The organism is Accumulibacter sp. (assembly GCF_036625275.1).
GTDB lineage: Bacteria > Pseudomonadota > Gammaproteobacteria > Burkholderiales > Rhodocyclaceae > Accumulibacter.
On record NZ_JAZKUD010000105.1, the window covers coordinates 1 to 12,223 of the forward strand.

11 protein-coding genes and 1 pseudogene are annotated in these 12,223 nt (G+C 62.5%); 1 reads left to right on the top strand and 11 read right to left on the bottom strand.

The features are described 5' to 3' along the window. Positions 1–40: 40 nt before the first annotated feature. From V5B39_RS19590 to V5B39_RS19630, 10 genes are all read right to left on the bottom strand, one after another. Complete coding sequence (locus V5B39_RS19590) at positions 41–766, bottom strand: Mu transposase domain-containing protein (RefSeq protein WP_434735730.1); 726 nt, start codon at positions 764–766, stop codon at positions 41–43. Then, complete coding sequence (locus tag V5B39_RS22320; protein WP_434735731.1) at positions 745–1,071, bottom strand: hypothetical protein; 327 nt, start codon at positions 1,069–1,071, stop codon at positions 745–747. The genes V5B39_RS19590 and V5B39_RS22320 overlap by 22 nt, the downstream gene beginning before the upstream one ends. Before the next feature lie 719 nt (positions 1,072–1,790). Beyond that, positions 1,791–2,861, bottom strand: a complete 1,071-nt coding sequence (locus tag V5B39_RS19595) for a polyamine ABC transporter substrate-binding protein (RefSeq protein WP_332344529.1) — start codon at positions 2,859–2,861, stop codon at positions 1,791–1,793. Then, entirely contained in the window at positions 2,858–3,652 is a 795-nt protein-coding gene (locus V5B39_RS19600; protein WP_332344530.1) for an ABC transporter permease, read from the bottom strand. The genes V5B39_RS19595 and V5B39_RS19600 overlap by 4 nt, the downstream gene beginning before the upstream one ends. After that, positions 3,652–4,458, bottom strand: coding sequence for an ABC transporter permease (locus V5B39_RS19605; RefSeq protein WP_332344531.1), 807 nt, complete (start codon positions 4,456–4,458; stop codon positions 3,652–3,654). The genes V5B39_RS19600 and V5B39_RS19605 overlap by 1 nt, the downstream gene beginning before the upstream one ends. 34 nt (positions 4,459–4,492) lie before the next feature. Further along, positions 4,493–5,578: an ABC transporter ATP-binding protein gene (locus V5B39_RS19610; protein ID WP_332344537.1), complete on the bottom strand. Its 1,086-nt coding sequence runs from the start codon at positions 5,576–5,578 to the stop codon at positions 4,493–4,495. Between the two features lie 187 nt (positions 5,579–5,765). Then, positions 5,766–6,143, bottom strand: a complete 378-nt coding sequence (locus V5B39_RS19615) for a c-type cytochrome (RefSeq protein WP_332344532.1) — start codon at positions 6,141–6,143, stop codon at positions 5,766–5,768. A 1-nt stretch (position 6,144) separates the two neighbouring features. After that, complete coding sequence (locus V5B39_RS19620; protein ID WP_332344533.1) at positions 6,145–6,735, bottom strand: ferritin-like domain-containing protein; 591 nt, start codon at positions 6,733–6,735, stop codon at positions 6,145–6,147. Positions 6,736–6,958: 223 nt separating this feature from the next. Continuing rightward, on the bottom strand, positions 6,959–7,504 hold the full coding sequence (locus V5B39_RS19625; RefSeq protein ID WP_332344534.1) for a Uma2 family endonuclease: 546 nt from the start codon (positions 7,502–7,504) through the stop codon (positions 6,959–6,961). Positions 7,505–7,653: 149 nt separating this feature from the next. Further along, on the bottom strand, positions 7,654–10,122 hold the full coding sequence (locus V5B39_RS19630; RefSeq protein WP_332344535.1) for a fatty acid cis/trans isomerase: 2,469 nt from the start codon (positions 10,120–10,122) through the stop codon (positions 7,654–7,656). Between the two features lie 372 nt (positions 10,123–10,494). On the opposite strand from V5B39_RS19630, the pseudogene V5B39_RS19635 reads away from it, so the two are divergent. Further along, positions 10,495–11,630 (top strand): annotated as a pseudogene (locus tag V5B39_RS19635) (IS3 family transposase). Positions 11,631–11,958: 328 nt separating this feature from the next. Here the strand turns inward: V5B39_RS19635 and V5B39_RS19640 are convergent. Beyond that, a partial coding sequence (locus V5B39_RS19640; RefSeq protein ID WP_332344536.1) for a hypothetical protein occupies positions 11,959–12,223 on the bottom strand: 265 nt, incomplete at its 5' end.

Below are 12,223 nucleotides of genomic sequence, written 5' to 3' on the forward strand. Positions count from 1 at the left end.
CCAGGGCCTCCTCGATGCCGGCGCGCAACTCGCTCGCCCCCTAGCGATCGAGCAGACGCAACCGCGCCGCCGTGATCGCCCCCAGATTCGCTCTGCGGTCGGCCGCCTGGACGAGCCACTCCCGGCTCTCCGGCATGGCCCGCGTCAGCCGGTCGGTCCCCCGGTGCAAACTGGCCTGGTGCTTCTGTTCGACCCGCGTCACGATATGGGCGGGATCCTCGATGCACTGCCCACGGTCATCACTGCGCCGGTGCGTCGCCAGCACCGTCTGGCCATCGACAATACGGACCAGGAGCGGGTCGGCGACCACCATCAGGGTCTGCTGCACTCGCTCATGGGGGACCGAATAGTCGTTCAGGTCGAGGCGCACATAGGGCGTCTTGCCGACCTTCACAGTGACCGGCTCATCGGTCGGATAGGGAGGCTCCGGCAACGCTAGCCGGTGTGCCGCTTCCAGGGCGAAGGCTTCGCGCACGCTCAGCGAAGGGTCCTCGGGGCAACGCCGGTCAGCCGCTTCTGCCGTACACCAGGTCCCGGCCTGCGCATTGAGGTCTGCCAGATCGAGGAAGCGGCGGCCCGCGAAGAACGCGTCCCGGAGATAGCGTACGGCTTTCTCGACCCTTCCCTTCTCATTGCCGCGCGCGATCGCCACCGGGCGGGGCTCGTCGCGATCATGACCGGCGAACGGTAGCCAGGTGGGGTTGAAGCGGATCGCCTGGCCTTGTCGCTCGAGGACGGCGCTCTTCAGATGGTCGTAAAGCAGCACTCTCGCCAGGCCCCCCAGGCGTCAAGCGCCCCGACATGACCGCGCAGGAAGTTCTCCAGGCGCGCATCGAGAAAGATGCGCAGGAAGATCATTCGCGACCACGCCAGCACCATGACGAAGGCCATCAGGGGCCGGCGGGCGCGGCCGATTTCCAGTTGACCGAAGTGACCCCAGTCCACCTGGGCCTGTTCGCCGGGCAGCGTACGCAACCGCAGATAGGCTTCGAACTTCGGTCGCGGCCGGTGCAAGGCCACCAGATGGCGAAAGTGATCGGGACGGCCGGGGTAGCCGCGTTCCTTGACCATGACGTAGAGCCGGCTGGCTCACCTTGTGCCGGTGACATAGAACCCTGATGCGTCACATTCTGCTGGCGCTGCCGGTAACGGCGGCTTCTTTCGGCAGGCTTGAAGCGGCCTCTTCGGCTCTTCTGGTAGCGGTGGCCGGCTGCCTGGACGCAAGCGCGGCGTGCGGCCTGCGCGCAGCCAGCGGTGCCATAGATCTGGCGCCGATCACAGCGGCTGCAGACGACGACCTGGATTCGGCAGCGATGGCAAAGGAAGAGTCGGCCGGTAGGTTCCATTGGCGGTTCCCGTTACGCCAATGCGCTATCGACAGGAAGCGGCGACTCGTGAAATACGCTCCCGGCACGGTGTGGAGCACGGTATCGGTGTCAACTTTGCGGGTCTGGCCGGTGTCGTGCTCGTTCTTCTTGGCGGGCCCTTTTTACCGCATTGCGAACTGCCTCGTCATTCCCGCGTGCACCCTTCACCGATCAGAGGCATACTCTATGGAGAGTAGCCCTAACAAGTCATTGGAGCCGACGCCTATCGGCGCGGCTCCAATGGCGACGATAGGTCTCGTCGTTCGCTCGCGCCTAGCTGCTCGACCCGCTTTTCGATTTCTTCACAAGCTCTCAGAGGTTGTGAAGAAATCGAAAAGCGGTCATGACAAGTTCTGTAACAAATTGTTTTATCGAAAACTTTTTTGGAATATTGCCCAGCTTTGGGCATTTTTTCACCGTCTCTCAGCGGACCTTGATCTCGGTCCACATCCGCGACAGCAAGCGGCGCGTTTTCGGATCGAAATCGCGCAGCATTTCGAGGCGCCGCAAATCGTCCGGCGGTGGGAAAATCCCCGGATTGCCGGCAATCTCGGGGGGAATGTACGGCATCGCCGCCGCGTTCGGGTTGCCGGCACCGATCAGGCTGGAGACGTCGGCGGCGTTGGTACCTTCGAGCATGAAGTCGATGAACTGATGTGCGAGGTCGGGGCGGCGACCGGATTTGTGCAGGACAAAGCTGTCGACCGCCAACACCGCGCCTTCCTTTGGCGTTCGAAAACCGATGGCAAATGGGCGCTTTGCCTCCTGCGCGTCCTGCTGGGCGCGGAACATGTCGCTTGAGTAGCCGTGTGCGACCCAGATGTTGCCGATTGCCAGGTCCTTGATGTAGGTGCTGTTGGAAAAGGTCGCCCAGTACGGCTTGGCGCGCAGGATCAGGCGCTTGGCTTCGTCCCAGCGCGCCGGGTCACTCTCCTGAACCGAATGGCCGAGGTATTTCATCGCCGCGGCCATCAGCTCGCGCTGGCTGTTGAGGACCGTCACCTTGCCTTTCAGTTTTTCGAGGTAACGCGGTTCGAAGATCAACGCCCAACTGTCGGTCGGCAGGCCCAGTTCGGCCAGCCGGGTGGCGTTGTAACCGAGCAGTGTCACCGTGGTTGCGTAAGGCACTGCGTAGTTCATCCCAGGGTCATACCAGGGGTCCCGAAACCCGGTCTTGATGTTCTTCAGGTTCGGCAGTTTGCTCTTGTCGAGCGAGCGCAGCGCGTTCTTGCGGAGCAGCGTTTCGACGGCGTTACCGGTCGGAACGATGAGGTCGTAGCCGATGGCGCCGGCTTCGAGCTTGGCCAGCATTTCTTCGTTGTCGGAGTAGAAGTCCTGCTTCAGTCGGCAGCGACATTGCGCCTCGAACCGTTGCACAGTGTCGTCCGAGAGGTAGGTATTCCAGATGTAGAGATAGAGAACGTTTTCCGCATGCGTCAGCGTCGTGAGGAGGGCGAGCAGCACGGTGGCAATATGGACGCGCAGCACTTTCATGTCCTGCTCTGCAGGGTGTCCGGCGCCAGTTTCGAGGCCAGCGCGATCAGGGTTAGCGTCAGAGCCATCAGCAGCGTCGAAACGGCATTCACTTCGGGACTCACGGCCACCTTGATCATCGAGTAGATCTGTAACGGCAGCGTCGTGACGCCAACGCCGGCGACAAAGACGGTGATCACGAAGTCATCGATCGAGAGTGTGAAGCTCATCAGGAAGCCGGCCAGGATGCCCGGCAGAAGCAAGGGCAGAGTCACGCGCCGGAAGGTCTGCCACGGGCTGGCACCGAGATCCCGGGCGGCTTCGAAAATGCTCTCGTCCATCCCGGCCAGACGGGTGCGGACGATGATCGCGACGAAACCGATCGAGAAAGTGATGTGCGCGATCAGGATCGAGATCAGCCCGAGCGTCAGGTCGAGCACCTGTCGGAAGAACAGCAGCAGAGAGACTCCGAGCAGGAGCTCGGGCATCGCCACCGGCGTCAGCACCAGAACAGGCAGGCAGCGCAGAAAACCCGTTCGCCAGCGCTGCATGGCCATGCCGGCCATGGTCCCGAGCACGGTTGCCACGCTCGCCGCAGCGATGGCGATGAACAGCGAATTGGCGGCGGCATTGAGCATCTCGGTGTCGTCGAAGAGCGTGCCATACCAGCGGGTCGTAAAACCGACCCACTCGGCGTTGAGCAGTGAATCGTTGAAAGAGAAGATCACCACCACCGCCAGCGGCAGGTAGAGAAAGGCATAGACAGCCAGCGCCGCGGCCCATAGCCAGAGCGACTGGCGGGCGCGCGCCATCAGGCATTCCCCTGGCGCGGCCGCCCGGCCCGTGCCGACAATCCCGCCAGTGCCAGCACGGCGGCGGTCAGCAGCAACGACAAGGTCGAACCCAGCGGCCAGTCGCGGTTGTCGAGGAACTGTTCCTTGATCAGATTGCCGATCAGCAGATCGCGCGTGCCGCCGAGCAACTCGGGAATGGCGAACATGCCGAGAACAGGGATGAAGACCAGCGCCGAGCCCGCCCAAATACCGGGTAGCGAGAGCGGCAGGGTGATTCGCCAGAAGCGCGTCCAGATGCCGGCACCGAGATCCTGGGCTGCTTCGAGCAGCGCCGGATCGTGCTGCTCCAGGTTGTTGTACAGTGGCAGAACCATGAACGGCAGGTGCACATAGACCATGCCGGCAATTACCGCGAAAGGCGTGTACAGCAGGTCGGCCGGGCCGAGGAGGATGATCCAGGCGTAGATGCGGATCAGGAAGTTGCTGGCCAGGGGCAGGATCACCAGCAGCACCAGCAGATTGCGATGACGCTGGCCGCTGCGGGCGATCAGCAAGGCCAGCGGATAGGCCAGCAGCAGGCAGATCAAAGTGGTGGCCGCGGCGACCAGGAAGGAACGGCCGAAGATTTCGGCATAGATCCAGTCGCCGAAGAAGAAGCGGTAGGTTTCCAGTGAGAGGGTGAGCTGGCCATCCTGCATGGCCGGTACCAGCCCTCCGAAGTCACCTGGCTGCTGGAACGAGGCGCCGACCATCAGTAGCGCCGGGGCGAGGAAGAAAACCACCAGGAACAGGGTCGGTGGCAAGCTGACCAGCCACTTGTTCAACCGCTCTCCTCGACCAAGCGGGTGGTGGCCTGCCTCAGTCACGCAGGTAGACCCCCGCGTCGCGTTGCCAGCCGACTGCGACTGGGGCGCCCCGTTCGAGGAACCTGGCGCGTCCTGGCACCGCGTTGGTGAGCATCGCTTCGAGGACGACCCTGTTTTCAAGCTCGATCTTGTAAACGGTGACGTCGCCGAGGTAAAGGTAGTCGCGCACGCGGCCATGGAAGTGGTTGTCCAGCTCGGTCAGGTCCCCGGCAGCGACGATGCGCAGTTGTTCCGGGCGGACGGCAAAGGCACCCTGCTCGCCGGGGCTGGGTCCGACGATCGGTGTGCCGACAATCTCCCCGAGTCCGGCAGCAAACAGGCGCAGCCCAGCGTGATCCGTGGCTCGCACTTCGACTGGCAGCAGGTTGATGGTTCCGATGAAATCGGCGACAAAGCGATTGCGCGGATAGCCGTAGATCTGCTCGGGGGCGCCGACCTGTTCGATGCGCCCATTGTTCATGACCGCGATGCGGTGGGATACCGCCAGTGCTTCCTGCTGCGAATGGGTGACGAAAACGAAGGTGATGCCGACCTCCCGCTGCAGTGCGATCAGTTCCCCGGTGATTTGTTCGCGCAGCTTGGCGTCGAGTGCCGCCAGCGGTTCATCGAGCAACAGCAGGCGCGGCTTGCTGATCAACGCCCGCGCCAGGGCGACGCGCTGCCTTTGCCCGCCGGACAATTCGCGGGGAAACTGGCGAGCCTTGTTGGCCAGGTGCACCAGTTCGAGAGCCTCCTTGAGACGGCGGCTGATCTCGTCCGGGGGGTTGCCGGCCATCTGCAAGGGAAACGCGACGTTCTGCGCCACGGTCATGTGCGGAAACAGCGCGTAGCTCTGAAAAACCGTGTGCACCGGTCTTTTCTCGGGTGGAATGCCGGCCAGGGTTTGCCCGTCGAGCAGCAACTCGCCGGTGTCGGGGACATCGAATCCGGCGATCAGGCGCAGCAGGGTGGTCTTGCCACAGCCCGATGGACCCACCAGGGTAAAGAACTCGCCGGCTTCGATCGACAGGGAAACGTCGTCGACGGCCTGGAGTTCGCCGAAACGGCGGCTGACATTGCGGATCTCGAGTAGCGCCATGATTCGAGTAGTGTAGCTCAGAAGATCCTTGTCAGTATAGTGGTCTGTCGGCCAGGACAAGGACAATTGCATGCGGAAAAATAAGCGCTGAAGCGGTCAAGCTGGTCAGTGTTTCCCCGCGCAGCCGTTCTTGCGCGTGGCGCTCGGAATCCTGCCAAATCCGGATGGGCTGGGGCGCTACCTGTTGTCAGCGTGATGACGCACGGCGCAGGAAGGCCACCAGATCGGCCCTGTCCGTGGCGTCGGATACCGAGTAGCCCATGCGCTGTCCCGGCACCAGGGCCTCCGGGTTTTGCAACCAGGCATCGAGGGTTTGGGCGTCCCAGACGAATGCCGCACTTTCGAGTGCCAAAGAGTATTGATAGCCTGGCGCCGAACCCGCCCGACGGCCGAAGACACCCTTGTGCAGCGGCCCGACGCGGTGCGCGTCCAGGCTGTGGCAGGCGCCGCAACGTGCCTCGTACAAGGCCGCACCCCGATCCGGATCGGCGGCTCCGGCGGAAGGTCCCGCCAGAGCCAGCGCCATGGCCAGCATCGGGGCCGTCGGCAGGCGCCAGCGCGCCACCTCAGGCCCCAAAACTCAGGGCAGCAACGGGTACCGGCTTGCCCAGCGCGTTAGCGAGTAGCGACCAGTGCATGGTTTCGTCGGCAGCCAGGCGCGCGGCCACTTTCGCCAATTCCTTTTCGCCGAAAGCCGGGATCACCCCCAGATAGGCATTGACAGCCCCCAGTTCCAGCCGCGCCGCCAGGTTAAGGATGTCGGTCTGGGACTTGAGTGCGCCCGCACCGAGAGCTGCGGCGTAGTCGGCATTGGATTTGGCAGCGACCGCCTTGCCGCCCATCTTCTCGATGGTGGCGATCAGCGCATCTCGATGCCCCTTGTGGTGGCTTTGGAAGAGCACTGCCGTATCCAGCACCGGCTTCTGCAGAAGCCCGCTTTCAGCACCCACCTGATAGGCCGCGATGGCCTCATGTTCCAGGCCGAGGGCCACGTTGAGGATGCCGACATCGCCGGTCGGATTGCCCGTTGCCGCGATGGCCAGTCGTGATTGTCCGGCGAGCAGTGCCAAGGCCGCGCCGGACAAGGCGATACCGCCGCTCCTGCTGAGGAAGCTGCGACGGGACGGGGTGGGGGTTTCTAGGGTCTTGATCAGCATGGCGTTTCCTTTTTGTCGGTGGGGTCGATGGAGGCCGTTGGCCGCGTTTACGTGCTTGTCCGGAAGATTCCGCCAGCACCTGTTGGAGTCATACGCAGCGGGAACGGGTCCGGATGCAGGCAGAGTACATCGCGCAACGCCCTCTCGCCGACGTTGAGTTCGCGTGCCATCGCGCTCGCATCGTTGACCGCCTTTTCGGGTTTGCTCTCCTTCGCGTCGGCGTTTACGCTGGGTGGCCCTTGCGCCTCCATAGGCGGCTGAAATCGAAATCGAAGGCGCACTTGGACAGTTCGAAACAGTGGGTTTCGTCGTGGAAGTCGCCTACCTTGCGATATTCCCCCTCGACGAGCCGCCATACTTTGGCCTTTTTCGCTTCCGGGTAGACCAGCACGTAATGGGGCACGCCTTCCGTACGGTAAAGATCGAATTTGACCACTTCATCCCGCCGGCTGGTTTTGGGCGAGATGACTTCGAAAATCAGATCAGGAGCGCGGGTCAGCCTTTCACTTTCAGGTTGGTAGCAGATCACCAGCACGTCGGGTCGGACGACGGTGTCTTGCGCAAACTCCACGTCTATTTCAAACACCGCCTGGCAGTGCGGGCAATCGTCGAGCGACTCGTCGAGTTGCCGAAATACGGCGGCGCTTACCTGCTGATGATCGAAGCTGGGCGACGGGACCATTGCCACCGCCTGGCCGTGAATCAGCTCCCAATCCCCTTCCCATTGCAGGTAATCCTGCACCGTGTAGGCTTCGACTGCTGGCTGCATGGGCATAGCCTTCATTTTCCCTTCGTTTTAATGTGAAAGTCGCGTCAGCGACTCACGAATCCCCCCTCCCCACTCGCGGGGGAGGGGCCGGGGGAGAGGGAAACGGTCATGACTTTCATGATCGGGGGTGCCTGGAAAAGTCATGACCGTTAGCGGTTCTCGAGACGGTTGTAGTCGAGCAGACCGGCACGAATCGGCTCCTGCTGCAGGTAAGCGGCAAGCAGTTCGTCGCTCACCTGCCAGAAACGGTGATCACCGCGGCGAACGGCATAGCGGTCGGCTAGTCCGCGGTAGTCATTCTCCGAAGCAAGCGCACCGATTGCTCGCGCCAGGGCGCGAATTTCCGCACGCGGCACGCGGTAGATCGCATTCGGATAAGCGCCCATGACCCCCTTGACGACGGTCAGCGTATTTTCTTCGGGTAGCAGCTCTCTTCCTTCGCGCAGCAGACTCGAGACATTGCTGTGCCCGGTGTTGCGCAGCAAGGTGAAATAGCGTGCCGGCTGACCTTGCTGATCGACGCGCAACACAACCACTTCAGGAAGCCACGAGAGCGCCGGCCCGCGCAGCGCCGCGAGCGCCGCCAGATCATCGCGCAGTGCGGTGTCGGTCACCGACGAGAGATCGTGCCGACGATCGAGAACCGGTGCCATACGCTGCTGGAGCATCGCGTAGAACTCCTGCAGGGCTTGGTCGCTGCGGAAGACGATCCCGCTGTCGACGTCGAAACGTGCCAGACTACCGTAGACATGATCCTTGACCTCCTGACTCGCGCCGCGGTACCACAAGTCGCGCACTTGCGGGCGCTGTGCGAGCGGCAGGAAGGCCAGAAAGTTGTACTCGCCTTCCATGCGCAGGAAGTCCATGTATAGCCGCGTCAGCAACTGATGGCCGACATTGCCGTAGACGTCGAAACCGGCGACCAGCAGGTAGTGAATCCGCTCGAGCAGCGGATAGCTGAGAACCCAGGCCGTTTTCGGCGGATCGCCGACCAGTCCCTTGACGACGGTCGCGCTATCGAAGTGGCGAAAGACGGTCAGTGCCGCATTGGCATTTTCGCCGTCGCCGTTCCATATCCAGCCTAAGTCCGGCCGCCGGGTGCTGGCGTACTGCATCAGCAAGGCCGACTTGTCCTGCAGGTAGCGCCCCTGGCGCCTGGCGTACTCGCGCCACGGTCTGATGATCCCGGCGTCGCTCCCCTGTTCAGCCGGCAGATCGAGCAGGCTGGCTTCCCGTTCAAGGAACTGCTCGCGTACGGTCTGCAGATCGCTGTCGGCAAGGAAGACCACCCAGAAACGATCCTGGATCACGTTCAGCGCCACTTGCCCGCGGCAGACCGGCCCCTTGATGAAACCCATGATCGTAAACTCGGCCTCGTCGCGCATGAAACGGTAGCGCGCACTGACCGGCAGGTCGCGGAAAGTGACGAAAGGATTGCTCGCCACTTCGATCGCGTACGAGGGTAGTTCATCGACCCGGTAGGCCGGGGTCAGAAACAGCTCGCGCCAGCGCGCCATTCGCCTTGGGCTGAGCGAATAAGGCATGTGCGTCTTGTCGACGATCGTCTCCCGCTCAAGATCAAGGCGGTAATAGACGCGCTCAACGCACGGGTCGTCAAATGGCCGTCGGTTTGCCACAAGGTCGATCGGCTGCCCCGGCGGTGTCCGTGAGCGCACGAGGCGAAAGAAATGCCGCTGCTCGTCGCTTTCAAAGTAGAGATGGGCGAGAAACAGGTGCTCGAAGAGGTAGCGACCGACCAGCCGCTCCTTGAGCGAGTTTCCGTTCAGGAAAGCCTCCCAGGCGCTGACCTCCTTGAGTACCGACGCCGGTAACGGCGGCAATCCTTCGAAGGGCGCTCCGATCTCGAGCCAGCGCGTCAGCGTCGCCGACTCCGACGGGCTCAGACCGGGCAGGCCGAAAGGCATCCCCCACAACGGGTTTTCGCTCGCAAATGCATCGTACTCGTCGATCCGCGGGCACTGCTGCGCACGGTCGAGCGAGAAATCGAAGGTCGGCGGCAGAATCGCCGTTTCCGGCAGCGGATGCGCTTCCTTGAGCTGCAGCGCGCGCGCCAGTACGCTCGCCGCGAGATTCGCCGCAGGCGTTGGCTGGCGCTCGTTGAGCACCGCCGAAAAGCCGCGCGAACGCCATGCGGACGCGCTCTGCGCATCGACAAAGAGCGTTGACGGTTGCGCTTCGCCCAGCCGGGTTCCGTCGTATACGATTTCCTTGCTCGTCCCGCGGGCGATCCCTTCCCAAGCGCCGAGCTTGAGCTGGCACGGCGCGTCGTAACACGCGTGACACACGACACAGCGCCGCTCGAGGATCGGCTGCACATTCGCGCGGTACGACATGCCGAGCGGCGGCGCCGTCGGCTGGTCATACCGCGCCGGGTCCGCCGGACCGAAGCGTTCGTCGAGAGTGTGACGAGCGAGCATCGCGCAGCCGCCGACGATCACGATCAGGGACAGCAGCCCACCGGCCCGGCTGCAACGCACGAGAGTCTTTGGAATTCTCATTCTGGCAATCGCCATTGGCGGCGGCAGGAGAGTCTGCAACTGGTCGAGGCGAAAACCATTGCGCTTCAACCACAGAAGGATGGGAAATTCAACCACCATCACAAAAGTATCTCTACTCCAGTACCCCCTCGTCAAGGGTGAATTCCTGCCTGATTTTCCTCTGCGCCCTGCGCAACCTGTTCCCCTATCATGCCGGATGCCCGCAAAACGCCCGGCAACCGCCGTCTCGACCCGGCATCGGATGGTGCAGGCGTGCTTCCAACAACCGGCTGGCGGCGATCCATTGCCCGCGCGTATGTCCGGCCGACACGCTTGCCCTGCCCTTTACCCACAAGTTTTCTAGCCTGGTCCTTTGTCGTTGAGACAAAAGCCTTCGCAGAGAGAGCGGGCCCCGGAGATTCGGACAGGAGGATAAGTGGTAGCCTTGCCCCCACGAACGGCTGCGTAAGCAGCCACCACAGGAGCAAGAGCATGGCCAGAAGGACGAGGCGGAATCACACACCGGCATTCAAGGCGCAAGTGGCACTGGCGGCGCTGAAGAGCGACAAGACGCTAGCGGAGCTGGCGCAGCAGGATGACATTCACCCGAATCAGATCACGGACTGGAAGCGGCCACTGACCGAGCATGCGGTTCAGGTTTTTGGTGACGCCAGAAGCCCTGCGAGCAGTGATCCGGACCTGACGAAACGGCACGCCAAGATCGGCCAGTGGACGCTGGAAAACGATTTTTTAGAACATGCGCTCACCCAGGCGGGCCTGCTGAGCGCAAGACGAGGATTGACCGCAACCATAAGCTCCCTGTATCGCATCAGTGCGCCCTGCTTGGGCTGGCTCGTTCGAGCGTGTACGACACGCCACGCGAGGTCTCGCCGGAGGACCTCGCGCTGATGCGTCGTATGGACGAATCACATCTCGAGCCCCCGTTCGCGGGCGCACGCCTGTTACGCGATCTGCTGCGCCCCGAGGGCTTCCAGGCCGGGCGCCAGCACCTCGGCACCCGGATGGCGCGCATGGGGATCGAAGCCCTCTATCGGAAGCCCAACCCCTCTCGTCGGCAGCGGGGGGATGAAATCCATCCGTATCTCCTGCTCGGCCTAGCGATCGAGCGGCCCAATCCGGCGTGGGCGGCGGACCTCACCATCATCCCGATGCGCCGAGGCTTCCTCTCCCTGTTCGCCGTGATCGACGGGTACTCGCGCCGGGTGCTCGCCTGGCGGCTCTCCAACACCTGGACGACCGACTTCTGTCTGGACGCGGTGCGGGAAGCCATCCCCCGCTACGGTGGCCCGGAGATTTTCAACACCGATCAGGGTGGTCAGTTCACCAGCAGCGAGTTCACCGGTCTGCTCAAGGCGCACCACATCCGGATCAGCCTGGACGGCAAGGGCTCCTGGCGGGACAACGTCTTTGTCGAGCGCCTCTGGAAAAGCGTCCAGTACGAGGAGGGGTATCTCAAGGCCTATGACCGCGTTGCCGATGCGAAAGCCAATCTGGCCACGTACCTCCGCTTCTACAACGAGCGATGACCCCATCGCTCCCTGGATGGCCAGACGCCGGATGCCGCCTACTTCGTGGCACTCGCGTCCGCCACCCGCGCTGCGGCGTAAGGCATGAGGAAGGGACTCCGTGGATTGGTGGACGATGCGCTGTCGCGCACCGGGCCGCTTGCGGTGGAAAAGTCTGGCGACTTTCCCACCGCACGTCCCTTCGCCCACCAGCTCCACCGAGCTCTATTCGTTTCGTATAAAATTCCAGAAGGTCAAAACCAACCGTATCACCGGTCAGCCGACCGCAACTGGCCAGGTTCCACTTATCAAAGAACGTTTTCTGTCCAAACAAACGGGGCCACCTCTTTCCTTCGGTCGATCAACGCGTTGACAACGTCATCTTACCGAACCGAGGAGGTGGCTGACCAGCCCTCCGATTTACAGCAGTTTACGGACTTGATCTTTCAAAGCCCGGACCGCGGAGAAGCTTCACGAAGATGTCGGTAAAATCCTGGCCGAATTTGGCTCGGTTTGTCGGATGACAAACTCTGTCCACCTCATCTCGTTCCTCCTCAGACCCAGATAAATCGTAAGCGTGCAGCCGATCCACCTGTAAAACCGCCGAGAGGTGGAGCAACCTCCAGGTTTTCGACAGGAGGACGAGATGGACAAGGCAGGAGAACTGGAAGCGCACTGGCGAGGGCATGTTGACG